The organism is Myroides sp. JBRI-B21084, from assembly GCF_030545015.1.
In the GTDB taxonomy this organism is placed as follows: domain Bacteria; phylum Bacteroidota; class Bacteroidia; order Flavobacteriales; family Flavobacteriaceae; genus Flavobacterium.
In genome coordinates this window covers 438066-464762 of sequence record NZ_CP120653.1, presented here as the reverse complement: position 1 = coordinate 464762, position 26697 = coordinate 438066, and the positions used below count along the sequence as shown (strand labels likewise).

The 26697-nt window shown below is 32.8% G+C and carries 26 protein-coding genes and 1 pseudogene; 16 read left to right on the top strand and 11 right to left on the bottom strand.

Annotated features, from left to right (window positions below; genetic code table 11):
* Positions 1-6: 6 nt before the first annotated feature.
* Together P3875_RS02380 and P3875_RS02375 are read right to left on the bottom strand one after the other, a co-directional pair.
* Positions 7-1578: a S41 family peptidase gene (locus P3875_RS02380; protein WP_303444649.1), complete on the bottom strand. Its 1572-nt coding sequence runs from the start codon at positions 1576-1578 to the stop codon at positions 7-9.
* Complete coding sequence (locus tag P3875_RS02375; RefSeq protein WP_303444647.1) at positions 1571-2017, bottom strand: deoxycytidylate deaminase; 447 nt, start codon at positions 2015-2017, stop codon at positions 1571-1573. The genes P3875_RS02380 and P3875_RS02375 overlap by 8 nt, the downstream gene beginning before the upstream one ends.
* 171 nt (positions 2018-2188) lie before the next feature.
* Here P3875_RS02375 and P3875_RS02370 point away from each other — a divergent pair, with 171 nt between their 5' ends.
* Entirely contained in the window at positions 2189-2692 is a 504-nt protein-coding gene (locus P3875_RS02370; protein ID WP_442930322.1) for a TerB family tellurite resistance protein, read from the top strand.
* A 13-nt stretch (positions 2693-2705) separates the two neighbouring features.
* On the opposite strand, the gene fbp is transcribed toward P3875_RS02370, so the two are convergent.
* Positions 2706-3704: a class 1 fructose-bisphosphatase gene (fbp, locus tag P3875_RS02365; RefSeq protein ID WP_303444646.1), complete on the bottom strand. Its 999-nt coding sequence runs from the start codon at positions 3702-3704 to the stop codon at positions 2706-2708.
* 163 nt (positions 3705-3867) lie between these two features.
* Between fbp and P3875_RS02360 the strand changes: the two genes are divergently transcribed.
* From P3875_RS02360 to P3875_RS02345, 4 genes and pseudogenes are all read left to right on the top strand, one after another.
* Positions 3868-5121, top strand: coding sequence for an aspartate kinase (locus P3875_RS02360; protein ID WP_303444645.1), 1254 nt, complete (start codon positions 3868-3870; stop codon positions 5119-5121).
* 121 nt (positions 5122-5242) lie between these two features.
* Complete coding sequence (locus P3875_RS02355; RefSeq protein ID WP_303444644.1) at positions 5243-5800, top strand: hypothetical protein; 558 nt, start codon at positions 5243-5245, stop codon at positions 5798-5800.
* 144 nt (positions 5801-5944) lie between these two features.
* Complete coding sequence (locus P3875_RS02350; protein ID WP_303444643.1) at positions 5945-9343, top strand: hypothetical protein; 3399 nt, start codon at positions 5945-5947, stop codon at positions 9341-9343.
* Between the two features lie 262 nt (positions 9344-9605).
* Positions 9606-9902 (top strand): annotated as a pseudogene (locus P3875_RS02345) (hypothetical protein); the annotation flags it as partial.
* Between the two features lie 66 nt (positions 9903-9968).
* Here the strand turns inward: P3875_RS02345 and P3875_RS02340 are convergent.
* The gene (locus tag P3875_RS02340; protein WP_303444642.1) at positions 9969-10358 is read right to left on the bottom strand and encodes a VOC family protein; all 390 of its coding nucleotides are present in this window, start codon (positions 10356-10358) and stop codon (positions 9969-9971) included.
* Between the two features lie 102 nt (positions 10359-10460).
* Here P3875_RS02340 and metG point away from each other — a divergent pair, with 102 nt between their 5' ends.
* On the top strand, positions 10461-12521 hold the full coding sequence (gene metG / locus P3875_RS02335; protein ID WP_303444641.1) for a methionine--tRNA ligase: 2061 nt from the start codon (positions 10461-10463) through the stop codon (positions 12519-12521).
* 128 nt (positions 12522-12649) lie between these two features.
* Here metG and P3875_RS02330 read toward each other — a convergent pair whose 3' ends face one another.
* From P3875_RS02330 to P3875_RS02315, 4 genes are all read right to left on the bottom strand, one after another.
* The gene (locus tag P3875_RS02330; protein ID WP_303444640.1) at positions 12650-12985 is read right to left on the bottom strand and encodes a hypothetical protein; all 336 of its coding nucleotides are present in this window, start codon (positions 12983-12985) and stop codon (positions 12650-12652) included.
* Positions 12986-13086: 101 nt separating this feature from the next.
* Positions 13087-14190 carry a DUF2891 domain-containing protein gene (locus tag P3875_RS02325; RefSeq protein WP_303444639.1) on the bottom strand — a complete coding sequence of 368 codons (1104 nt, stop codon included), beginning with the start codon at positions 14188-14190 and terminating at the stop codon, positions 13087-13089.
* A gap of 57 nt (positions 14191-14247) precedes the next feature.
* Positions 14248-14529, bottom strand: a complete 282-nt coding sequence (locus tag P3875_RS02320; RefSeq protein ID WP_303444638.1) for a GNAT family N-acetyltransferase — start codon at positions 14527-14529, stop codon at positions 14248-14250.
* A 40-nt stretch (positions 14530-14569) separates the two neighbouring features.
* Positions 14570-15991 (bottom strand): amino acid permease, encoded by a 1422-nt coding sequence (locus tag P3875_RS02315; RefSeq protein WP_303444637.1) that lies wholly within the window; start codon positions 15989-15991, stop codon positions 14570-14572.
* Between the two features lie 170 nt (positions 15992-16161).
* Between P3875_RS02315 and P3875_RS02310 the strand changes: the two genes are divergently transcribed.
* Genes P3875_RS02310 through P3875_RS02300 form a run of 3 tightly spaced genes read left to right on the top strand, consistent with a single transcriptional unit; the run spans position 16162 to position 18436 of the window.
* Positions 16162-16857 carry an HAD family hydrolase gene (locus tag P3875_RS02310; RefSeq protein ID WP_303444636.1) on the top strand — a complete coding sequence of 232 codons (696 nt, stop codon included), beginning with the start codon at positions 16162-16164 and terminating at the stop codon, positions 16855-16857.
* Positions 16854-17480, top strand: a complete 627-nt coding sequence (locus P3875_RS02305) for a chloramphenicol acetyltransferase (protein ID WP_303444635.1) — start codon at positions 16854-16856, stop codon at positions 17478-17480. The genes P3875_RS02310 and P3875_RS02305 overlap by 4 nt, the downstream gene beginning before the upstream one ends.
* A 50-nt stretch (positions 17481-17530) precedes the next feature.
* Positions 17531-18436, top strand: a complete 906-nt coding sequence (locus P3875_RS02300; protein WP_303444634.1) for a histone deacetylase family protein — start codon at positions 17531-17533, stop codon at positions 18434-18436.
* 12 nt (positions 18437-18448) lie between these two features.
* Here the strand turns inward: P3875_RS02300 and P3875_RS02295 are convergent, their stop codons facing one another.
* Positions 18449-18838: a VOC family protein gene (locus P3875_RS02295; protein ID WP_303444633.1), complete on the bottom strand. Its 390-nt coding sequence runs from the start codon at positions 18836-18838 to the stop codon at positions 18449-18451.
* 43 nt (positions 18839-18881) lie between these two features.
* Positions 18882-19205, bottom strand: coding sequence for a single-stranded DNA-binding protein (locus P3875_RS02290; RefSeq protein WP_303444632.1), 324 nt, complete (start codon positions 19203-19205; stop codon positions 18882-18884).
* Positions 19206-19451: 246 nt separating this feature from the next.
* Between P3875_RS02290 and P3875_RS02285 the strand changes: the two genes are divergently transcribed.
* From P3875_RS02285 to P3875_RS02270, 4 genes are all read left to right on the top strand, one after another.
* A complete protein-coding gene (locus P3875_RS02285; RefSeq protein ID WP_303444631.1) occupies positions 19452-20018 on the top strand; it encodes a hypothetical protein in 567 nt (188 codons plus the stop codon).
* A gap of 318 nt (positions 20019-20336) precedes the next feature.
* Complete coding sequence (locus P3875_RS02280; protein ID WP_303444630.1) at positions 20337-20588, top strand: hypothetical protein; 252 nt, start codon at positions 20337-20339, stop codon at positions 20586-20588.
* Positions 20589-20918 carry a hypothetical protein gene (locus P3875_RS02275; RefSeq protein ID WP_303444629.1) on the top strand — a complete coding sequence of 110 codons (330 nt, stop codon included), beginning with the start codon at positions 20589-20591 and terminating at the stop codon, positions 20916-20918.
* A gap of 140 nt (positions 20919-21058) precedes the next feature.
* Complete coding sequence (locus P3875_RS02270; RefSeq protein ID WP_303444628.1) at positions 21059-22207, top strand: hypothetical protein; 1149 nt, start codon at positions 21059-21061, stop codon at positions 22205-22207.
* Between the two features lie 134 nt (positions 22208-22341).
* Here the strand turns inward: P3875_RS02270 and P3875_RS02265 are convergent, their stop codons facing one another.
* Positions 22342-23046, bottom strand: a complete 705-nt coding sequence (locus P3875_RS02265) for a DUF6896 domain-containing protein (RefSeq protein ID WP_303444627.1) — start codon at positions 23044-23046, stop codon at positions 22342-22344.
* A 349-nt stretch (positions 23047-23395) separates the two neighbouring features.
* Here P3875_RS02265 and P3875_RS02260 point away from each other — a divergent pair, with 349 nt between their 5' ends.
* From P3875_RS02260 to P3875_RS02250, 3 genes are all read left to right on the top strand, one after another.
* Positions 23396-24064, top strand: coding sequence for a hypothetical protein (locus P3875_RS02260; protein ID WP_303444626.1), 669 nt, complete (start codon positions 23396-23398; stop codon positions 24062-24064).
* Between the two features lie 180 nt (positions 24065-24244).
* Positions 24245-25756, top strand: coding sequence for a WG repeat-containing protein (locus tag P3875_RS02255; RefSeq protein ID WP_303444625.1), 1512 nt, complete (start codon positions 24245-24247; stop codon positions 25754-25756).
* A gap of 159 nt (positions 25757-25915) precedes the next feature.
* On the top strand, positions 25916-26530 hold the full coding sequence (locus tag P3875_RS02250; protein WP_303444624.1) for a hypothetical protein: 615 nt from the start codon (positions 25916-25918) through the stop codon (positions 26528-26530).
* Positions 26531-26697 lie beyond the last annotated feature (167 nt).

Sequence of the window (26697 nt, the reverse complement as noted above, 5' to 3'; positions counted from 1 at the left end):
AACACCTTAATTGGTGTTTATTTTTTGTATCATAGGATCTTGTTGTAATATCCAGTGGTAATACGCATTATCATCGTACAATTGATGAACGTATTCGGCAACTAAATAAAACATGATATTATTCTTATGTCGATCTAAATTAAAAGTTAATCCACTAGCTTTTAAATGCGCTTTTAAATCGTTAAAATACTTTGGATTTTTATAAATACGCTCTGCCAACTGCTTTGAAGGTAATTTTTGCAATACAGGTCGTTCCTTTTCAATTTGCTCAAAAACATAATAGCTAACTAACGATGTTTTCATTAACAATTGAATAGCATCTTCGCCATGTTTATTTTTTAAAGGTACAAAAACATCAGGCACAATTCCACCACCGCCAAAAACAACACGTCCTTTTAAAGTTTTAAATTGTAAACTATCGGCTAAATGAATACTATCTTTAGAATACAATTCACCTGATTTAAATCTATTATTTAAATCGCTGTTATACTGATCTACACCATCGCTATATGGCTTTTGAATTGATCTTCCGGAAGGAGTATAATAACGCGCCGTTGTTAAACGCACTGCAGACCCATCGCCCAAATACATTTCACGCTGAACAAGTCCTTTTCCGTAAGAACGACGGCCTACAATAACACCGCGATCGTTATCCTGAACAGCACCCGCAATAATTTCGCTGGCCGATGCAGAATTTTCATTAATTAAAACATATAATTTTTTATCGGTAAATAAACCTTTATTAGATGCTTTAGTAATCTTAACATTGCCTTTTTTATTAACGGTTTTAACGATAATTTCATTACCCCCTAAAAAGTCATCGGCAATTTGTATGGCAGGTTCCATATATCCACCGCCATTTTCCCGCAAATCTAACACTAATTCATTAATACCTTGGTTTAACAAACCTTGTAAACCAGTTTTAAACTCAGCATAAGTAGTTTCGGCAAAACGATTGATTTTTATATAACCAGTTTGGTTATCAATTTTTATGGTAGCATCAACACTTTTCAATGGCACTTCGCCGCGAGAAACCACTACGTCAAAAATTTTATTGTTAGATTTTCTATACACTTTAAGAAGTGCTTTAGAACCAGCATTTCCTTTTAACAAGTTTACAATCGAATCGTTTGATAATCCTTGATTAAATAGTTGAACTTTTTCTGCATATAAAATTCTATCGCCAGCTTTTAAACCAGCTTTATCAGAAGGCCCACCAGGCAATGGTTTTACAACAGCCAAAGTATCATTTAAAACGTAGTAATTAATACCTATACCTACAAACGAACCTTTCATTACGTTTTGAACCTCGTCAAATTCTGATTTTGTAATATAAGTAGAATGGGGGTCTAATTGAGCCAGAATGTTATTCACAGTCATATCGATAATAGAATCAGTATTCACATTATCTACATACTCTTGTTCAATTAAATCGATTAATTTGTTTAGTTTTACTCTACCTTTATCTTCTTTTACAGTAAAAGGCACACCATTTTTAGTGAAAAATCCACCAAGTATAATACCTGCTGCTAACGACCCCATCGTAAGTAAGGGCCATAAATAATTTTTCTTACTCATATAATAAAGAGCTTAAATCATCAATCTGTATCACTTCAACTCCAGCTCTTTTTAAAAAATCAACACCCGATAAATCTTTATAGCTATTTTGGTAAACAACACGAACAATACCGGCTTGATGTATTAATTTACTACAATCTTTACAAGGACTCATAGTTATGTAAAGGGTAGCATTATTACATGATTGCGTAGATTTTGCAACTTTTAAAATAGCGTTAGCTTCGGCATGCAACACGTACCATTTGGTAATTCCTTCATCGTTTTCGCAGCAGTTTTCAAAACCCGATGGTGTTCCGTTATACCCGTCAGATATAATCATTTTATCTTTTACGATAATGGCACCCACTTTTTTACGCTTGCAATAAGACAACTGCCCCCACTCTTTTGCAATTTTTAAGTAGGCTTTATCGTACTTATTCAGCTTTGATTGGTTTTCCATAGTACTGAAAAAAAGGAAATAAATATTGGTTTTTTAAACAAATTTGGTTGTGCAAAATTACATAAAAAAAACAATTCTAAAAACTAAAAATTGAAGATAAATTTGGTATAATAAAATATTTTTTTTGAAGATTAACTTATATTAAAATTATTGTAAAAGTGAAGAAAAAAATTGGATATTATTATTTTATTGTTAAATTTAATACATAATTTAAAATTAAAAATTATGTTGTACCAAGATATATATGACAGTGGATTTAAAGAGCGAAATAAAGGGCATTTTGCTTCAATTGTACGCGTAGCATTTAACGATGGCGCATACACACAAACCGAACGTGATTTTATTGACGCGCTCGCTAACAAACTAGATATAAGCGAAGAAGATTACAAAGCTATTTTAAAAAACCCAAATGGGTACCCTGTAAACCCACCATACTTACAAGAACAACGTATTGAACGTTTGTACGATTTAGCACGTATGGTTTTTATAAACTATATTTTAGGTCCTGAACAAAAGGCAACTTTACGCAAGTTTACGTCGGCTTTAGGTTTTGCAGGAAATATTCCTGCCATTACAGATAAAGCGTTAAGTTTACTGGTAATGGAATATAATTTAGAGGATTTTAAACGCGAAATGGACGTTTATATTAAAGAACAAAACAAAAAAGCGAGTTAACACTCGCTTTTTTTTATCTTAAATAACTTTCTAATTTATCAACCATACTTTTGCTTCCACAAAAAATAGGCACACGTTGATGCAATTCGGTAGGTTCAATTTCTAAAATACGTTGATTTCCGTCGGTAGCTTTACCACCAGCTTGTTCAATAATCATTGCAAATGGGTTGCATTCATACAACAAACGCAATTTACCATTTGGTTTAGACACAGTACCTGGATACATATAAATACCACCTTTTAAAATATTGCGGTGCACATCGGCAACTAAACTACCAATATAACGCGCGCTATACGGTTTTTTATCGGTATCGTTTTTACAATAAGCAATATAATCTTTCACACCTTGTTCAAACTGATTAAAATTACCTTCGTTCACCGAATAAATCGCTCCGTCTTCACTAATTTGCATAGTTGGATGCGATAAAAAGAATGTTCCTAAAGCAGGATCTAACGTAAAACCATTTACACCATTTCCGGTTGTGTATACTAACATGGTAGAAGAACCGTAAATTACGTAACCAGCAGCTACTTGATGTATTCCTTTTTGAAGAAAATCTTCTTGTGTAACTGGCGAACCAACTTCTGAAACACGGCGATATACTGAAAAAATGGTACCAACAGAAACATTTACATCAATATTAGAAGAGCCATCAAGTGGATCCATTAACAACACGTATTTATTGTTATTGTTTCCATCGGCGCCACAAATAGTAATAAAATCGTCGTTTTCTTCAGATGCTATTCCACAAACAATTTCCCGATTTGTTAATGTTTGTATAAACACATCGTTTGCAAAAACATCTAACTTTTGTTGTTGTTCACCCTGAATGTTCTCGCTACCAAAAGCCCCCGTAATATCAACCAAACCGGCTTGATTCACTTTTTGTGCTACAATTTTTGATGCTAAACGTATCGAGTTCATCAAGCGCGATAATTCGCCCGAAGAATAAGCAAAATCGGCTTGTTTTTTTATAATAAATTCTCCTAAAGTAATGTATCTTTCTTCCATTATTAATTGTAAAAGTGATACAAATATCGGCAAAATGTAAATATAAACCCATTACTTTTAAGTTTTTTACATAATTGATATTGTGCATTGAAAATGGTTCGTTAATTTTGCGCCCAACAAAACAATTCAAATTTTAATGAACCTAATTTATTATTAAAGCAAAATGAAAGTATTCAAATTTGGGGGTGCATCTATTAAAGATCCGCAAGCAATTCGCAACGTATTACACGTTTTACAAACAGTTGGTTTTAACAACAGTTTAATTATAGCATCGGCAATGGGCAAAACAACCAACGCCTTAGAAGATGTTATTAATGCCTATTTTAAGAAACCCGAAGAACTGAAGCAAACTATTCAAATTGTTAAAGATTATCATGCCGATATTTTAAATGAATTGTTTACAAATAAAAACCATTTGGTTTTTGATAAGGTAAATGTTTTATTTGGCGAAATGGAATTTTTCCTAGCTACCAATAAATCACCTAATTATAATTTTGTGTACGACCAAATTGTATCGTACGGTGAAATTCTTTCAACCACTATCCTAAGTTACTTTTTTAACGACCAAAACATTGAAAATGTTTGGATTGATGCTAGAAATTTAATTAAAACCGATACTACTTATCGCGATGGTATGGTTGACTGGAAAGCCACTGAACAAAATATTGCCAACCAATTACAAGGTAAAAAACTATACATTACACAAGGATTTATAGGATCGGATCCCAATCATTTTTCGGTAACTTTAGGTCGTGAAGGTTCTGATTATTCTGCAGCAATTTTTGCATATTGTTTAAACGCTGAAAGTGTAACTATTTGGAAAGATGTACCAGGTGTTTTAAATGCCGATCCACGTTATTTTGAAGATACCGTTTTATTAAACCAAATTTCATATCACGAGGCTATTGAATTGGCTTTTTACGGCGCATCGGTTATTCACCCAAAAACCTTACAACCACTACAACGCAAAGAAATCCCTTTATATGTAAAATCGTTTGTAAACCCTACATTACCAGGAACATCGGTATCTAAAGGCGCTAATTTAGAACCCGAAACTGCATGTTTTATTGTAAAGAAAAATCAATTATTGATTTCTATTTCATCAAAAGATTTTTCGTTTATTATGGAACATCAAGTAAGTGATATTTTTAAATTGTTTGCCGAACAACACATTAAAGTAAACGTTATACAAAACGCTGCCATTAGTTTTACAGTTTGTGTTGAAGATAAATTTGGCAATTTTGAACATATTTTAGAAGATTTAGACAACAACTTTAAAATAACGTACAACGAAAATGTTTCGTTATACACTATTCGTCACTTTACACCCGAAGCGGCTAATAAAGTTATTGCAAACAAAAATGTACTTTTACAACAAACCAATCATGAAACCATGCAAATTGTTATAAAAGAATAATCGATTAAAACCGCTCAAAGGCGGTTTTTTTTATAGCTTGTTGTTCCTTAAATATTTTCTTAACAAAATTTTGGCATATAATTTGGTTTATACTTACCAAATCTTAAAACAACAAAATAGTATGAAAAATTTAGTTTACCTTTTAACCCTACTTTCAATAGGCGCCTTCGCCCAAGAAAAACAAAAAGATGTTGTTACGGTGTCTGCAAACTACAATTTTTCTGAACCTACACAATATGGTGTTAGTTTAGAATTTACAAAAGATACTGATCCAGACAACCGTTTAACTTCACGAATGTTTAATGTAAGTTACGGACAATTAGAATACAACAACGAAAATTTAAAGAGTACTGGACAAGGTTTTGTTATTGAATTAGGTAGCCGTACCTATTTTAAAAAGAGTCTTCGCGAAGGTTTTTACGGTGAAAACTTTATTACACACGGCCAAATTAAATTTAACGAACAAATTAATGGTGAAAACTTTGAAGGAAAATACACTTTCTGGAGTATTTTTAACCCAAACATTGGTTACAAAATTCAGCTTTCTAAAAACTTAAGTTTAGATCCATCGGTTGGTTTTAATTGGAAATGGGAAGTTAAAGGAAAAGGCGGTATAGACAACCGCAATTTTGATAATTTTGTTTTTAAATACGGTGTAAAACTGGGTTATTCGTTTTAAAACAAAAAATCCTTTTAAAAAAAGTCTGCATTATTTAGGTAATGCAGACTTTTTATTTGAATTGCGAAAGCATTATAACACTTAACCTATAAACTTTCTACAAAAAAAATACACTATTTTTGATGTTTTGAAGTTATAACTTACATGAAACCCTTTTTTTGTTTAATATGGTGTTTGTTCATTTTTTCTTTTGCTAATGCACAAGAAACAAATTCACTGTACAAATCAAAAAAAATAATTACCGATACGTTAACCTCAACCATTTATTTAGATAGCGTTGCCCTTAACAACACTTATTTTAAAATATTAAACCACAAAGGTATTGTGCTTGACACTACCAATTACACCATTGATTACAACAAAGCAAAGCTAACCTTTGTTAAACCTGTACAAGATACCTTAACGGTTTTGTATTTAAATTACCCCAACTTTTTAACTAAAACCTATGCGCTTTACGACACCAAACGCATGATACCTAATAAAGATGGTGCATATATTTTTAAAGTACCCGAAAAACAAGCTACTACTTTTACACCTTTTGAAGGATTAAATACCAACGGAAGCATTTCACGAGGAATTACAGTAGGTAACAACCAAAACTTGGTAACCAATTCAAACCTTGATTTACAAATTGTAGGTAATTTATCAGACAAAGTTCAAATTCGCGCATCGTTGCAAGACAGTAATATCCCTTTACAAAACGGAGGATATTCGCAAAAAATTGATGAATTCGATCAAATTTTCATGGAACTTTTCGCAACCAACTGGAACATTAAAGCAGGTGATTTATTTTTAGAAAACAGAACATCAAAGTTTTTAAATTTCAATAAAAAGGTACAAGGTATATCTACCAATATAAAATTAGGTAAAAACCAACAAACTACTATAGAAACCGCTGCTGCGTTGGTACGTGGCCAATATGCAAAAAGCGAATTTACAGGACAAGAAGGCAACCAGGGGCCTTACAAATTAAAAGGCAGTAACAACCAATTGTATATATTAATTATTTCGGGTTCGGAAACGGTTTATGTAAACGGACGAAAATTAATGCGTGGCGAACAAAACGATTATGTAATAGATTACAATTCGGGCGAAATTAGGTTTACAACGTTGTTCCCCATAACTGCAGAAATGCGTATTGTAGTAGAATACCAGTACACCGATAGAAATTACGCTCGATTTTTAGGCTACGGAGGTATAAAGCATCAACAAAAAAAATGGAATATTGCCGGATACGTTTACACTGAAACAGATATTAAAAATCAGCCTTTACAACAAAATTTAAATACCGAACAAGTAGCTATTTTAAAACAAGCGGGTGATAGTTTATCATTAATGAAAGCGCCATCTGCTTATATTGATTCATACTCTGAAAACAAAACTTTGTATAAAAAAGTAAGTCAAAACGGATATGAATTCTATCAATATTCAAATACACCAACCGATACTTTGTACATGGTAACTTTTAGTTATGTAGGCGCAGGCAATGGCAATTACCGTTTGGCAAACACAGCAAGTATTGGTAAAATTTATGAATTTACAGAACCCATCAACGCTATAAAACAAGGCGATTACGAACCATTAATTCAGTTAATTGCTCCTACACGGCTAACTATAGCAACAATGCTGGCACAGTACAAACCAAAAGACTTTACCCAAATTGATGCCGAAATTGGCTTAAGCAACAACGACCAAAACTTGTTTTCGCCTATTAACGATGAGGACAACAAAGGTTTTGCAGCACAAGTAAACGGTACACATCGTATTTTAAATAAAAAATGGACGGTAGATGTATTTGGTAACCTACAAGTTGTTTCTAAAAATTTCAAAACCGTTGAGCGTTTGTACACAATAGAATTTGATAGAGACTGGAATGTTGCAAATACGTTCGGAAATCAATCGCTTATAACAATAGGTTCTAAAATAGCACCCAATGAAAACAGCACTATAACCTATCAATACAGCCGCTTAGAATACAGCAACAGCTACATAGGGCAAAAACAATCGTTAATAGGTAATTACAATTACAAAAATTTCAATTTAAACACCAACACCAGTTTTTTATCGGCAAAAGGTTCGGTTTACAACACCCATTTTACACGAAGCAAAACCCAAGCAGTTTATTCTAAAAACAAAAAATGGGCAGGTGCGCGTTTAGATTTAGAAAATTATCAAGTAAAAGATGTAGCCACACAGCTATTTCAAACCTTATCTCAAAAATATGCCCAAATAGATGCTTTTGTTGGCAAAGGTGATACTTTAAAAACGTATATTGAAGTTGGTTATAAATTTAGAGTAAACGATTCGTTACAAAATAACTTATTGCGCAACGTATCAAACGCACATACCATTTACGCTAAATCGCAACTTTTTAAAACCCAAACCAGCGATTTAAACATTTATGCCAACTACCGCAATTTAAAATACACAGAAAACAATTTGGTTGAGCCCACTTTAAATTCGCGTATTGTTTATAACGATCGTTTTTTAAAAAATTTATTGCAAACAAACACTATTTACGAAACAGCTGCTGGTACAGTTGCACAGCAAGAATTTACGTATATTAAAGTTGATGCAGGCTTAGGTACGCATATGTGGAACGATTACAACAACAACGGCATACAAGAATTAGAAGAATTTGAAGTAGCGCCTTACCCCGATTTAGCAGAATACGTACGTATGTTTTTACCTAATCAAACTTTTGTAAAAACGCATCAAACCAAATTAACACAAGTTTTAAATTTGAATTTTAGTATTTGGCAAAACAACAACGGTTTTAAAAAATACGCCAGTAAGTTTCATGTACAGTCTTCTTTTATGATTGATCGAAGCATATTGAGAGATGGAAACAAAATTGCATGGAATCCGTTTGGATCTTCCGCAGATGAATTAGTTGCAGAAAATTCAAACATTCGCAATTCAATCTATTTCAACCGAGGAAAACAAAAATACACCACCATATATTCGGTTATAAACAATAGGGCAAAAAATTTAATGAATTTTGGTAGTTTAGATACCAAAATAAACACCCATCAATTACAATTTCAGCACTTATTAAACAAATGGTGGTTGGCACAATTTACCACTAAAACAGATGATATTGAAAGTACGTCAGAAAATTACGGTTCAAAAAACTATCTTTTACACAACTTAAGCGTTCAACCAACCATAAGTTATATTTTTTCGCAAAACGCTCGTTTAGAACTTTTTTATCAATGGCAAAATAAAAAAAATATCCAAGGTGATTTTGAAACCTTAAAGCAACAGCGCATAGGTACAACCTTTAACTACAATGCAAACCAAAAATTCACTATTAATGGCGAATTTTCGTTATACAACAACAAATTTGTAGGTAATCCGTTATCGGCGGTAGCGTATCAAATGTTAGAAGGCTTGCAACCAGGCAAAAACCTTACTTGGCGCTTATTGTTTCAGCGCAACTTAACCAAGTATTTAGATGCCAATATAAATTATCAAGGTAGAACCAGCGAAACATCAAAAACCATACACACAGGAAGTATACAATTGCGTGCGTTTTTTTAAACTATTTGTTTATATTTGTTTCTTAATTAGAAATTTAATCATGAAAAAAATAACAATTATTGCATTTTTTGCTGCTTTAGGAATGATTTCTTGTAACGATAAAAAAGCTGAAGCAACAACTACAACAGAAACACCAACAACAGAAACAACTCCGGTTGATCCACATGCGGGACACAACCATGCACCAGGCGAAGGTCACGATCACGATGCACCTGCTACGAATACAGCTACACAAGCTACAACTGCAAATACAGCAGCAGGCATGAACCCACCACACGGACAACCAGGTCACCGTTGCGACATTCCAGTAGGAGCGCCATTAAACTCGCCTCCAGGACAAGGAGCGCAACAACAAGCAACGCAATCAACAGCACCTAAAACAAACGGTGGTGGTTTTTTAGGCAGTGGTAACACACAAGCAGCACCACAGCAAGCTGCACCTCAACAACAAGCAATGCCTGCACAACAAACAGCACCAGGTATGCAAGGAAAACCTAACCCTGCACACGGACAACCAGGTCACCGTTGCGATATTGCTGTTGGGCAACCATTACCATAAATAGTACAATAAAAAAATCCGTTTCTGGTAAACAAAAACGGATTTTTTTATTTATAGCTTTTTCAACTATATCATTGAATGCAAACCTATTGTATTTCCTTCAGTATCACTAACAATTGAGCAGAAACCATAATCGCCAATCGACATTTTAGGTTGACAAACCTTTCCTCCAGCAGCTTCAACCTTAGCTTCGGCAACACCGCAATCTTCGGTTCCAAAATAAATCAACGTACCGCCTGAACCGCCTTTCATACCTTCCATTTTTACTAATGCACCTGCTGCTCCAGGGTTCATCATATCACTTGGAAAAGCACGCATTTCTAATTCATGAGCATCGGGCATTGGTAATTGCTCTACTTTATAACCTAAAACATCTTCATAAAATTTTGCTGCACGATCCATATTTTCAACATAAATTTCGAACCAACCAACAGGATTAAATTTTACATTTTCCATTTTTCTATATTTTTATTATTTAACCAAATATAATTAAAATCAGCTCAAAAATTCGCTTATTCGTAGCGAATAAATTATTTTTGCAGTAAATTTTTCATTCGTATGTTACAAAATCCAAAACGATATACCATAACGGCAGCTTTGCCGTACACCAACGGGCCAATACATATTGGGCATTTGGCGGGCGTTTACGTTCCTGCCGATATTTACGCACGTTTTTTACGCCAGCAAAATAAAGATGTTGCTTTTATTTGCGGAAGCGATGAACACGGCGTTGCCATTTCTATGAAAGCTAAAAAAGAAGGCATTACTCCGCAAGAAGTGATTGATAAATACAACAAAATCATTGCGGATTCTTTTCAAGAATTTGGCATTTCGTTCGATAATTATTCGCGTACCTCAGCTAAAATACATCACGATACCGCTTCTGATTTCTTTAGAAAATTGTACGATGAAGGCAAATTTATTGAAGAAGTTACAGAACAATTATACGATGCCGAAGCAGATCAGTTTTTAGCCGATCGTTTTGTTACGGGCACATGCCCTAAATGTAGTAACGATAGTGCTTATGGCGATCAATGTGAAAAATGCGGAACATCGTTAAACGCTACTGATTTAATCAATCCAAAATCAACCATAACGGGTTCAACGCCAGTTTTAAGAGAAACCAAACACTGGTTTTTACCTTTAGATCAGTACGATGCTTTTTTACGCGAATGGATTATTGAAGGACACAAAAATGACTGGAAACCAAATGTTTACGGACAAGTGAAATCATGGTTAGACGACGGTTTAAAGCCGCGCGCGGTAACTCGTGATTTAGATTGGGGAATTGATGTACCTGTTGATGGTGCCGAAGGCAAAAAACTATACGTTTGGTTTGATGCACCTATTGGTTACATTTCATCGACCAAAGAATGGGCAGCTCGCGAAGGAAAAGACTGGGAGCCTTATTGGAAAGATCAAGATACAAAGCTGGTCCATTTTATAGGAAAAGATAATATCGTGTTTCACTGTATTATTTTCCCGGCGATGTTAAAAGCAGAAGGTAGTTATATTTTACCTGACAACGTACCAGCTAACGAGTTTTTGAATTTAGAAGGAAATAAATTATCAACTTCTAAAAACTGGGCCGTTTGGTTGAATGAATATTTGGTTGATTTCCCTGAAAAACAAGATGTGTTGCGTTATACATTAACGGCAAATGCGCCTGAAACAAAAGACAACGACTTTACATGGAAAGATTTCCAAGCACGAAACAACAACGAATTGGTTGCTATTTTTGGTAATTTTATTAACCGCGTAGTAGTTTTAACTAATAAATACTACAACGGCGTTATACCTACACCTAATGCATTTAACGAAATTGACGAACAAGTATTAACGGAATTAAAAGCCTACCCAGCGGTTATTGAAAGTTCTATTGAACGTTACCGTTTCCGCGAAGCATTAGGCGAATTAATGAATGTAGCGCGTTTAGGAAACAAATATTTAGCAGATGAAGAGCCTTGGAAATTAATTAAAACCGATGAAGAACGCGTAAAAACGCAAATGTATGTAGCCTTACAAATTGCCGCAGCCTTATCTACTTTAGCAGAACCGTTTTTACCTTTTTCGGCAGCAAAACTAAAAAACATGTTGAATATTGCCGAACCTATTACTTGGAACAAAGTAGCCGAAACCACTGATTTAATTCCAGCAGGTCACCAAATTGGTCAGGCAGAATTATTGTTTGCAAAAATAGAAGACAACGAAATACAAAAACAAATAGACAAATTGGAAGCAACGAAACTGGCAAATGCAGCCGAAGCAAAAACAGCCGAACCACAAAAAGAAATCACTCAGTTTGAAGATTTTGCAAAAATTGATTTACGTGTAGGAACCATTATTGAAGCCGAAAAAATGCCAAAAGCAAATAAATTATTGGTTTTAAAGGTTGATACAGGTATCGACGTGCGTACTATTGTATCTGGAATTGCAGAACATTTTACGCCCGAAGAAATAATTGGCAAGCAAGTAACAGTTTTGGTAAACTTAGCACCACGTGCTTTACGTGGCGTGAACAGTGAAGGAATGCTTTTACTTACCGAAACCAAAGAAGGTAAATTGGTTTTTGTAAACCCTGATGAAGCTGGCGTTTATAACGGAGCAACAATAGGATAATTCCACTATTTTATAAACAAAAAACGCAAACCGAATGGTTTGCGTTTTTTGTTGTGTCTCTCTTAACTTGATTCAGAGTCACATTTAATGTAATATCATTGTAAAATTCCGTGTAAAGCACAGAATGTCTAAAAATGACCTTTTTTTTGTAATTCCATCCTTCTATTCAAATAAAAAGCAAAATTCGTAAATATCATTAAAATAAGAAAGACATAAATATATCTTTTCTTCTGTTCATAAGTCCAATCTGTTGTTAGTTCATCATTGTATCTATATACTTTTGGATAGACTCCTTCCTTAATTCCACTATATTCTTTACTTGTAATAGAAAGTGTTGTTTTTACTCCATCATACAAAATATTCATATCATAATGATTCCCTTTACCACCAGAATTTTCTTTATAAGAAACAACAGAATATACAATTAGATTTGAATCATTACTATAATCTTTTTCATTATACAATCGGAATAGACTGTATAATATGAAACAAATAAAAAGGATATTAAGAAACAACAATAGATACTGATTCAATTTATTTTTCATAAATCCAACTTTAAATCAATCTACTGCGCATCTAACGCTTGCAACGCAAAACTACCCAACCAGTGGCTACCCATATAATCATCGTTTGATATGTTTGGAAAAGCAGCATTAAAATGTTTTTCAGCCAATGGTTTTAAATGGTTTAGTTCAGGTAAAACCTTTGCAATTTCAAACAAACAAGTTGCTCTACTAAAATTCAATCCATCTAAATGCACCAAATGGCCATCGGTTCTATCAGAAACCTTACCTACTTCTAAATTAAAATTTTTATCAAATAATTGGGGTAAAAATTTTTGCAACCAAACTTTATAAGCGTTTTTTGGTAACACTTTGCTCATTAACCACGCTTCTTGCAAACAAGGTGATAAAAAATCGTGTCCACTTGGTTCGTAAGCAATAGGGCAATTGGTATCGTTCATAAACAAATATTTAGCCTTGGCTTCAATTGCAGTTTTAAGCTGGGTATTACCTACCGTTTGTGCATATTCTAAACTTAAAGCCATACCAAATGCAGTGTTGTCGTGCGTTCCGGTTCTGATTGGGTAATTTAATTTTGGAAGGTATTCTAAATATCGTTCTACAAAAACATTTTCTAACGGTTGTAACGTTTTGTACCACTGTTGCGCTTTAGGGTTTGTTTTCCAAGTGTACAATTCTTCTTGCAATTTAAAAAACCACGCCCAACCATAGGTTCTTTCGAATGTTTTGTTATGCGGTTGATCAAAAAAAGATTTTTCTATAGCTACGTTTTCATCTGTAAAAACATTGGTTAGCAATTCATCTATTTTTTTATCTTGATCTAATTCAGGAAACTGCTTTACCAACTTCACAACCGACCAATATCCGTGTGCCGACGAATGCCAATCGAAACAACCATAAAAAATGGGACGCAACTGTTTTGGAGATTTCAATTCGTCTGATGATTTTAAAACCTGTCCCAATTTATTCGGATATTCAACCTTTAAACAATGCAACGGTAATGCAATGATCTTTTGCGCTTCGGCTAATTCTAATTTTAATTTAGGCTGATTTTGCTCGGGCTGAATGGTTGCTTTTAATGTTTCTTTTTTGCATGAAATCATTAAAAAAGCACTTATAAGTAAAGTAGAGAAAAGTTTTTTCATTTAGATTATATAATTAAAAAAATATGACAAAGTTTAGAACTTTGTCACAGTGAATAGTTAAACCAAAACGTCTTGAATGTCTTTATTTTTATCAAAAGTTGCCTTTGCAAACGGACATAAAGGCAAAATTTTAATACCTGTTGCGCGTGCGTAATCAACTGCTGCTAACACCATTTGTTTACCTACACCCTTGCCGTTAAATTCAGGATTAACTTCGGTATGGTCAATAATAATTTTATCGGCTCCTGCTTTACTGTATGTCATTTCGCCGGCTTTGGCACCATTTTCTTCTGCAATAAAAGCACCTTTGTTATCGTCTTGTTTATGTTTAATTTCCATAAAAAAATCGTTTTATTTAAGCTAAATTTACAAAATACATTTACAATTGCTGTTTGTTTTTTTGAACAATTTTAAAGGAGATGTACAATAAAATAAGCCAAACCGGAATTAAAATTACCGAAACATGCATACCTGTAATAGTCATTATGGCTAAAATTGCCAACAAGAATGCCATACATACATAGTTAGAAATGGGATATAAAAACGATGGAAATTTGGTTTGAACAGATGCTGCGTCTTTAAACTTTCGGAATTTTAAATGTGTAAACGATATCATTATCCAGTTAATGATTAAACACGAAACCACTAACGACATTAGTATTTTAAAAGCTTCATCGGGCATAAATTTATTGATGATGATACACAAGCCCGCAAAACAACTTGATACAATTATAGCACGTGTTGGCACCGAACTTTTGTTTAAATGCATAACAAATTTAGGCGCATTGCCCTGTTCTGCCAAACCATATAACATACGACTGTTGCTGTAAACCGATGAGTTATAAACCGACAAAGCCGCTGTTAACACTATTAAATTTAAAACATTGGCAATTAAATTAGTACCCGAAACATCGGTGCCAAAAATATTAAAATGCAAGCCTTTTAAATTATCAAAAACAGTAACAAACGGACTGGTTTCGGTTGTAATAGTTGCCCAAGGCGAAAGGGCAAATAAAATAATTAATGCACCAACGTAAAAAATTAAAATACGGTAAATAACCTGATTGGTAGCTTTTGGTATGTTTTTTTCAGGGTTTTCGGCTTCGGCAGCGGTAATTCCAATTAACTCTAAGCCCCCAAACGAAAACATAATAATGGCCATTACCGACAATAATCCTTGATAGCCTTCTGCTGTTTTTTCAAACCATCCTTTAGGGAAAAATCCCCCATTATTTGTAAGGTTTGATATACTTGCTTGTTCGCCACCCGTTCCGGAAATCAGCAAATAAGTTCCAAAACCAATCATTGCTAAAATAGCAACCACTTTTATAATTGAAAACCAAAATTCGGCCTCGCCAAATAATTTTACCGTACCTAAATTTAAAGCCGTAATGGTAACAAAAAAGAATAAACTAGAAACCCACAACGGAATATCGGGCCACCAAAATTGTACGTATTTACCTATGGCTGTTAGTTCGGCCATTGAAACCAATATGTACAAAATCCAATAGTTCCAACCCGATGCATAGCCCGCAAATGTACCCCAATATTTGTATGCAAAATGCGAAAACGAACCTGAAACGGGTTCTTCTACCACCATTTCACCTAATTGGCGCATAATAAAAAATGCAATAATACCTGCAAATGCGTATCCTAAAATAACCGATGGACCTGCCAATACTGCTGCCGGACCAATGCCTAAAAAAAGCCCTGTTCCTATGGCGCCACCTAATGCAATTAATTGTATATGACGATTAGACAAGCCTCTTTTTAAAGAGTTGTCGTTTGTAGTTTGTTCCAATTTTTAAAGTTTTAGTCTATTTTAATTGCTAAAATAAGCCAATATTTTAAAAAATCAATAAAAACCTGTTAGCTACGTGAATTCTTTAAAAAAACTTATACTTTAAAAACCTTATTTTTAATTTTTAGTGGTAATTTTAACTCATCAATTCTATACAAATTTTGTTTAAAATGATTAAAAACATTCAGGTTATTGCTTTTGATGCAGACGATACTTTGTTTATTAACGAACCTTATTTTGATGAAGCCGAAGAAAAATTTTGTGCTTTAATGAGCGATTATTTATCAAAGCAAAGCTTAGCACAAGCCTTATTTAAAAATCAAATTAGCAATTTACCCTTGTATGGTTACGGCATAAAAGGCTATGTTTTATCAATGATTCAAACAGCTTATTCGGTTTCTAACCACACCGTATCAACCAAAGTAATGGAAAAAATTATTGAAATTGGTAAAGATTTACTTACCAAACCTATTGTTTTGTTAGATGGAATTGAAGAAACCCTACAAAAACTTCACGGCAACTATAAATTGGTGGTAGCTACAAAAGGCGATTTAAAAGATCAACACCGCAAATTGCATTTATCGGGCTTAGGTGCTTATTTTCATCACATTGAAGTGATGGTTGAAAAGGAAGAACTTGATTACGAAAAACTTTTAAAACGCTTAGAAATTGAACCTGAAAACTTTTTAATGATTGGCAATTCGTTAAAGTCTGATGTGTTACCGGTTTTAAACATTGGTGGAAGTGCTATACATGTACCTTTTCACACCACATGGGCACACGAACGCATTGACCACGAAATTATTCACAAAAACTTTTTTACAGTTGAAAAAGTCAGCGAAATTTTAAGCTTATTAAATTTATGAAAACCGAAATTAATTTAGATACTTGGAAAAGAAAAAGTCATTTTGAGTTTTTCATGGCAATGGACGAACCTTTTTATGGCTTAACCGTTGAAGTAGATGTTACCAAAGCCTACAAAAAAGCTAAAGAATTAAACACATCGTTTTTCATTTATTATTTATACGCCACGTTAAAAACCATGAATCAACTGCCTGCTTTTAAGTTGCGAATTGATAATGGAAAAGTTTTTCAGCACGATCGTATCGACGCATCATCAACCATTTTAAAAGAAAACGAAACCTTTGGTTTTTCGCACATCATTTATCACAATGATATCGAAATCTTTAAAAAATCGGTACAAAAAGAAATAAATCGTGTACAACAAACCGATACGTTGCTTACAAAAGACGATTATGGCGACAACATTATTCATTTTTCGGCAATTCCGTGGGTAAATTTTACCGCTTTAACACATGCACGTAGTTTTAAATATACCGATAGCTCGCCCAAAGTATCTATTGGAAAAATGATTGATAAAAAAGGAAAAAAGTTTTTTAACGTTGCTTTATTTGCACATCACGGCTTGGTTGATGGCATTGATATGGGCAGATTTTTTGATTTGTTTCAGGAAATATTAAATGAATAATCCATGTTTTTAGTTCAGTTTTAATTTATTTATCCATTTAAAAAAACAAAATGTTTCCCATAGCATATCACCCTATATACAAACATCCTGTACCTGAAAACCATCGTTTTCCTATGGAAAAGTACGAGTTATTACCTAAACAACTGCTTTTAGAAGGAATTGTAAATGAAGAATGTTTTTTTAAACCCAACGAAATTGCCCTTGAAACAGCTTGTTTGGTACACGATGCCGATTATGTAAACCGATACGTAAACTTACAACTTACCGCAAAAGAGGTACGAAAAACCGGATTTATACACAGTGAACAATTAGTACGCCGCGAACGCATTATTGCACAAGGCACTTTAACAGGCGCTTTAAAAGCGTACCAAACCAATAGCATTGCATTTAACATAGCAGGCGGTACCCACCATGCGTTTACAAATTACGGCGAAGGCTTTTGTATGTTGAACGACCAAGCCATTGCTGTTGCATATTTATTAAAAAACCAACTGGTTTCTAAAGTTTTAATTATTGATTTAGATGTGCATCAGGGGAACGGTACAGCCGAAATTTTTAAAAACAACCCACACGTTTTTACGTTTTCAATGCATGGTAAAACCAATTATCCGTTTAAAAAAGAACAATCAAGTTTAGATATTGCTTTAGAAAACCACACTACCGATGTTGACTATTTACAGCTTTTAACTCAGCATTTAGAACCTATAATTATAACTCAAAAACCCGACTTTATTTTTTACCAAGCAGGCGTTGATATTTTAGAAACCGATAAATTAGGTAAATTAAATTGTACCATTGATGGTTGCAAACAACGTGATGAATTGGTTTTTACATTGGCAAAAAATTACCAAATACCAGTACAATGCAGCATGGGTGGTGGGTATTCGCCTCAATTGCGAACCATTTTGCAAGCCCACGTACACACTTTTAAAGCTGCACAAACTATCTTTTTTTAAGTGTACTATTATTTATTTAGTTGCAAAGGCAATAATATGGCCGTCTTTATCGGCAAAGTAACAAGCGGTATCGCCCCAATTGCGCTTTTCGATATCGGAAATTAAAACAGCACCAATATTTTTAGCGTTAGTACACCATTGTTCTAAGTTTTGCACATACAAATACAATTCGCACCTTGGAATTCCGGTACCCGTGTTTGGGTGGGGCGTTTTGTTCTTTAAAATTGTAGCTATGCCGTTATTAGGCATTAACCCAAGCTTTAGGTTGGCGGCCAAACAAAACTCGGTCATACCAGGTACGTTAAGTACAGGTTGTGTTTGTAACAATTTAGTATAAAAATCGGTGCTTATTTGTTGGTTATCAACATATAAAATAAGATGTACAAATTGAATAGCTTCCATGATTTAAAAATAAAAAAAATCCCGAAAAAATCGGGATTCTATTTTAAAAAAACACAATTTCGCTCACCACAATTTCGGTAATACTGCGTTTAATACCTTCTTTATCTTCGTACGATCGGTACGTAAGTTTGCCTTCTACGGCAATTTCTTTACCTTTTTCAACATATTTCTGAATTAACTCGGCAGTTTTGCCCCAAGCAACAATATTGTGCCATTGGGTATTTTCTATTTTTTCGTTTTTATCGTTATAGTAAAAATCGCTTGTAGCTAAAGATAAAGATACTTTGGTACCGTTATCAAATGTTTTTGTTTCTGGGTTGTTGCCTACTCTACCGATTAAGCGAACACTGTTACGTAATGTACTCATGGCTTGTAAATTTTATAGTTTAAAAATTGATTGGTACAAAGTTGGTTTAAGTTACAAATATTATTCGGTTAATAAACATTTATAGTCGATTGTAAGTGTTTAATGTCGCTTATATTTTTAATTATCAATGTTTTATATAATTTTAAACTAATTTATTCAAAAACAAAAAACTTTCGTATATTTGGGTGTTAGCGGTAAGCGTATCAAAACCCCGTCACAAAACATTAACTTTAAAGTCAAAAAAGTATGAAGAATTTATTTTTTAGCATTATCATTATTTCACTTTTGAACTGTTGTGGGAACGACAACAAAAAAGCTGACAAACCGATAGAAACAAAAGAAGTTACAACTGAGAATTTACAGAAATTTAATTCTGTTAAGGATATGCTGACTGAAGCTGGAGATTTTAGTACCGAAAATGGAACTTTAAAAATAATTGACGAAAATTCAGAAAAGCTTCATATTCAAGTTTCAAAACCCATAGTAAAAGGAGACCTTGACAAGGTTATAAACGAAATTGTAAAAAGAGATATTATTTATGTAGCTTTTCAAACATTTGCACAAACACCAACTGAAAAAATTACAATTACTTCAATTCCGATAGATTTAGAAGACAGAAGCAAATATTATGAAGAGTATAAAAAAACTGTTACAGTTACAAAAGAAACAGCAGATAGAATAATGAAAGATGAACTTGGTACTAATGATTATTCTATACTTTTTAGCGACTTGAATGGGATTCAAGTTCCAAGTAAAGAATTTGACAAACTGAAGTTTGAAAAATTAGATGAGACTTTTAATAAACTAAAATAAAAACGCCTACCGCTAACAAGGTATTTATGAAAGGCGGGCTGAAGTGCAAAACTCAACATTTGTGCCTTGATTTTCCGCCCTTCATAAATACCCGAACCGATGTGGCGAAATCCGCTTACGCTCCTTTCGCCACATCGGGGCGGCGCCTACACCGCACGATGCGCTTGTCGCTTCGCGAACTTCGCACATCATGCGATTTTGCTAAATCCTTTCTCCGAGCTTGCTCGGAAAAAGAACTTCGCAAAGCCGCCGCCCCGTTGTGTGCAATTAAACACCACATCATCCCTGACAACAAACCGACAAGTAGAAAATCTTTGTATGACTGAATTTGAAGGAAAAATAAAAGAGCTATCAAAACTAATTTACAATTGGAATCTAATCAATGTTGCTTCAAAATCAAAACTTGACGACTTTTCAAAAAAACTGCTTAACGCTTTGCTCAAAGAAAGAAATGTCGAAAAAATAAGTCGAATTATTGAAAGTGAGTTATGTGTAACATTTGGACTTTTTAGCAATAAGTTTGACTCTAACATTCTGGCAGTACAAATAATGCAATGGCAAGACAAGTAAATGGAAACAAAAATTGCAACAGGTATTGACACAGAACTTTTTTACTCAATTATTAAGTATTTGACAAAAACTGGGTGGAAAGTTTCTCTTGAGTATTCTACCAAACTCTTTGACAAAGGAATTGACTTTGACCTTTATCAATTAGACAATAATGTTGAGACAATTCTTTTTGCCTGGACAAATTGGTTTGAGGGTGAACTAAAAACATCAAGTACACTTATTGACAATATCGAAAAACAATTTAGTATAAAATTCAAGTTTGGCGAACCAGAGCATTTGAACAAAGAAAATATTATAGAAGAAATGAAAGAATTGATTGATTTTAAATAACTGCACACAACATGGGTTTTGCGTCAGGCGGGCTGACGTGCAAAATTCAACGGCAGTTTTTCAATTGAACATTAGTAATAATATCGGCTTTTGTGCTTTGTAATCCCGCCCGAACGCAAAGCCCCAAACCGTTAGCGGCAATGATGAAGAAACACTTGTACATATTATTGATTTTAGGATTTTCGGTTTCAGCTCAAAACATGCAACTGAATTTTGAAAAACAGCTCGTGAATTATTTTCAGAAGCAAAGTTGGGATGAAATTACAATTACTCGCGATAGTCTCTACACAAGTCCATTTAAAGAAAAATTCAATGTTTCTGTCAGCAAAAATTTTATAAAATTCGATACAACTCACATTGTCATTAAAAATCCATATTTCGCAATGAAATATGAGGAAGCTGAAGAAGATAAAGATTACGTTAAAAATTTCCCAAAATCATTTTCAGTTATCTATGAAAATTCACTGATTTCCCTATTCGAGAATGGCAAGTTTGCTTGTTTTAAACTTGACAATTTTGAAAGAGACACAAAACTTGAGGATAAACTAAATACTAAAAAGTTCAAATATCATTGGATAATCGACAAACAATTAGGAGCATTATCCGGTAATTCAATTTATAAATGGAACGGAAATAAATGGATAAAACATAAAGACTATTTTCCTTTAAAAAATCAACCTAAACTTTTTGAAGATCATGAATTCATTGTTTATGGAGATTGTTACGGAGAATGGGGTGGAACAGTTTATTTCTACGAAAAAAAATCTTCAAAATCATTTTTCACCGAATCTACTTGCGCTAATTCAGTTATTAAAGACAAAAATGGATATAATGTGTTAGCTCATTTGGGACACGGTGGTGGTTCTACTGAAATTAAAACTATAGCTAACCCAAGAAAACTCACTTTAGCAAAACCAAATGAAATCAGAAAAACTGTAAATGGAGAGGCTTTAGGGTATGTTGATAAATCGAACGCTTACAAGAAAAAGATTGATTTTTATGGAGTTCAAATATTCTCATCTTTCAAATACCAAAATAAAGAGTTATTTGTAGTTCATCTTTCTGACTTAACTTTTCTTGCAGAAATTAAAGGGAACGAAATTGAGATTGTAAATCCTTTATTTTTTAGTGATATATACACACACCACCCAATTACAAAACAATATGGAAATTACATTTTAATGAATTTGGACCATTATGGAACAGGACTTTATAGAGAAATTTCTGTTTTGATAATAGAAGATAATAAAATAACAAAAGTGGACTGGAATGAAAATCACAGCCGCTAACGGTTTTCGGCTTGGCGATGTGGTGGAATTTTAGCACAAAATTTCAATAGAATTACTGCCGTTGAATCTTGCACAAATGTTTCATAGAAGCACTTCAGCCGCCATATTGCCAAACCGATGTTGTGCGTTCGTTTTTATTTTCTAAGTCCCATAAATTTCCAAAAGTTAAATTTAGGTTTTTCAGTTTGCTTGTTTTGTTCTTGGTACATTTTTTCCAAGTCCAAATATGATTTTATTTCTACTTTTTGTCTGTCGGTAACTACTATTCCATAATGATTGCCAACATTTGAGCTTATTTTTTCAAATTTTCCAAGTTTAAGCATTGTCTCGTTTATTCTTACTCCGTCTGCATAATCTTCAAAAATTTCAACTGGTAAAGGTTTATATTTCGGTGTCGATTTAATGAACTTTGAGAAAAAGTAAGGGTCTAAATCTCCAAATTCTTCACCAAATACAAGTGGAACTTCTATTTCTTGTTTAGTTTTAATGTTTACAAAGCCACAATGGAAACCGTGAACATAATAATTCCATCCCTCAACTTTTCCATTAGACCTTGCGTCTCTTTTAAGTTCGTTAAAAGTCTGCATTGGAAATTCTCTATTTAAGTTCAAATTAAGTTTGTCAACCAACTTAAATAACAATTCTTCTCCTAATTGTCTGTAATCCTTTGCACATTGCTCAAAAAAGTCCTGATTGTCTTCAATTTCTTTGTCCGTAATTAGTTTAGCAATGTTTATTTCAGGATCACTTGTATGTATTCCAACTTGAAAGCCTACAAGTTCAGTTTTTAGATTTTGTCCTATTGCTTCTCTTTGACTTTGAACTTCTTTTTCAAACACAAGTTTTATTGTCCGTTCACGTGGAGTTGAACGAATTGTGTCAAGTGTCGGAATTTGTCCAACTGAATTTATTGTTTTTATGTCTGTCGTTCTGTTCAATGGTGTCGGTTCTTAAAATGACGCGCAACATCGTATATGTGCAAGAGCGGGCTAAGAGCTAAATCGAAGTTTCGATTTTCAATGTCGCAAAAACCATTTTTTATTTGTATAAAAAATGTAAATTAGCAAATAAAAAATGGTTTTGCTTACGTCAGTGCAAAATTGGAAGTTTCGGCTTCCAAATCCGCTCCTGACACATATACGCAAACCGTTAGCGGTCAGTTTAAGAGACGACTCCAACATACAAACTATGACAATTGAATTAATACCAGTAATTGAAATCGGATACAACAATCAGGGTGTGACAGCTCCTGACAAATATCCATATTGGGATAATTCTGAAATTTGGGACGACTATCACGAAGAATGTTATCAGAAAGCTGGTTTTAAAGACAAACTGACCCCATATTTAAAAGGCTCTTCATTTTACAAACTATCGGACATTACGGACAATAATTTAACTAAATTAACAATTGACCATACACAAGAAATGAGAGACGGAAAATATAAAAGACCGCAGGACACTTGTGCATTTTTTGGTGGCTATGTTTTGCGTGTTGACGGACAGGACAAATATTTTCCCCAATGTTGTGGAGAATTAAGTGATATTAAATATTGGGAAAACATTTCAAATGGTAAAAACTCGTATCACGAAGAACATCCAACACCCCAAATAGAATTTAAAGGTAACAATTTAGTATTCGATTTTTCGGTGGACGAATTTGACGAACCATTTCAACCGACACCAACAGAATTATTTCTCACAATCGACCGACTTCAACTAAAAATAGCTGTCGAAAAAGCTAAGACAGAACTTCAAGCATTTGAACAGCGACTAAATAAAATAAACGAAGACGAAAAATTAAATATTAACAACATTGGTGGACTTTTGATTTGGGACAATTGGAACTATGAATAAAGAAAACCGAACCGCTAACATCGGTTTGGCAATATGGCGGCTGAAGTGCTTCTATGAAACATTTGTGCAAGGTTCAACATTAGTAATTCTATTGAACTTTTGAGCGAAATATCCCCGCCTTCGGCAAGCCCAGAAACGTTGGCAGTAATAATCTCCGAAAATACCTGAAAACAAGACTTTATGAAGATTTTTAAAATCATTTTACTGTTATTACCATTACTCTCTCATAGTCAAAATAAATTTGAAAGTATAAGAAAGAAATTAGAGCAAAATAAAAAATATGAGTATGTATATGCTTTTGAGAATAATTTTGCGGTTTTTAGAACTTTTGACAATAAAATGGGTGTAATTGATAGCACGGAAAATGTAATTATAAAACCAATATATTCATACATAAACAACAAAAAAGAACTAAAAAATCTATTTGAAGTTGGAAACAATTTAAATAAAAAATTTAAACGTGGATTTATTGATTTAAAAGGAAATATTAAAATTCCAATTGTTTATGACGATGTTTTTTATATTGACAGTGGATTAATACGAGTTTTAAAGGAAAATAAAATTGGAATTATTGATACTTTAAATAACGTAATTCTACCAATAAAGTTTGATTACATTTCACTTGACAATAATTTAATAATTGCTGAAAATAAAGGAATAAACTCACTTTATAATCTAACCGGAAAACAAATAAGTGATTTACAATTTACTCAAATTTCAGAATTTAGAAATAACAAAGCAATTATTGAGTTTCCAAATAAATCAAATTTAATTATAGATAATAATGGAAACATTATTTTAAATTCTATAAGAAACCATAGTTTTGAAAGAGTTTTTAACGACGATTTATATTTAATAAAAAATAATTTAACTGCAAAAGAAGGAATAATAAATTCAAAAAATGAATTTATTATTAAATGTAAATATGATGAAATCAAACAAGTAAATTCATTTTTTATCGCTAAAAGCAATAAAAAAAACGGCTTTATTTCATCAACAGATTCAATAGTTAAACCTTTCATTTATGAAGAAATATATTTTAGTTATTTCGATGATGCAGTAGGTTTTGGTGACAATAATCTTGGAGATAATTACATCGTTAAAAAAGATGAATTATTTGGCGTAATCAATCCAAATAGTTTAGATGAAATAATACCTATTAACTATAAAAGCATTAGGACTTTATTTGACAACTATTATGTAGTTCAAAATAATGAGAATAAAAGTGGTTTATTCACTCAAAACGGAAAAAGAGTTTTAAATGAAGATTATGTGTTTTATAATATTTTTAAAAACTCAATATTTGGAGAGAAAAATAACAAACAATTTGTAATCTATTTGGAAGGAGAAAAATTTACTGAGAAAGAACTTTCAATAAACAAATTCGTAAAATATAAAGACGTTCAAGAATTATCTATAAGTGAAAATCAAATATTCAAAAACGAAGATAAATTTGGAGTAATAAATTCATCAAACAAAATCGTAATTCCAAACGAATATGAATTTATAGAAAATATTTACCTTTCAAAACAATTCGTTGTTAAGAAAAATAACAAATTTGGAATTGTAAATTCTGAAAATAAAACGATAATAGAAATTGAATACGATGATTACAAAAAGTTAAAAGAAGTAATTCTATTTACAAAAGACAACAAAAAGATTAAAAAATATCACGAAATCACATTTAAATAATTACTACTGCCAACACAGGTTTTACGCTATTGCGGGTTTTGGTCTAAATTTAAAGTTTGTTTTGTATCTTCGGAGTCAGTGCAAAACTGAAAGTTTCGGCTTCTTTAGTCCGCAACATCGCAAAGCCTGGGAACGTTAGAGGATATTTTGAAAAAAAAAATGAGGAAACACAGAATACTATTAAAAAAATTAGAGAACTTTTCTTTATTTAAGGAGGAATTTGATATTGAAAGTTTAAAATCAGAAAAATATTTATATTTTCAATTAGAAGAGTATTTTGGTGAGTTTCAAAATTCTACAATTCAAGGTCGAATAAGACAAAGTGTTTTCAAAGTTTTACTTAAAATTTATGATAATTGGAAAATTGAATTAGAAAAACATGAAAAACCATATTATTTAGCAATTTGGATAGATGAATCCGAATTAATGCATTCTCAAATTGTATGTGGAATTGGTGAGAGAATTGAATTTTATGAAAATAAATATTTTAATGAACCTTATAAAGATTTAGAATTGAATTTAAATCAATTTGGAAAATTAAAAAATGACTTTCAAGATTTCAATTGGTCAAGCGTTACAAATTTTAAAAGATATGATAATGTTGATTATAATTTCCCAAAAGAAAATTATGATGATGTAAAAGAGTATTATAAAGACAAACGTTTTTATAAAAGAGTATTGCCAAAATGCAAGAAAGTTGAAGAAGGTAAATACGGAAAAATATACTTCCGTGAATTTGGAAAAATTTGGATTGGACAAAAAAACATCCGCTAACACAGGTTTTGCGCTATTGCGGTTTTTGTGCTTAATTTAAAGTTGGTTTTGTATCTTTGAAGTCAGTGCTTAACCGAAAAAATATCGGCTTCGTTTCGTCTTTCTTGAACTAAAGTTCTTCGAAAGCCCGCACTGCAGCCAAGCCTTTTTCCGTTGGCTACAATATA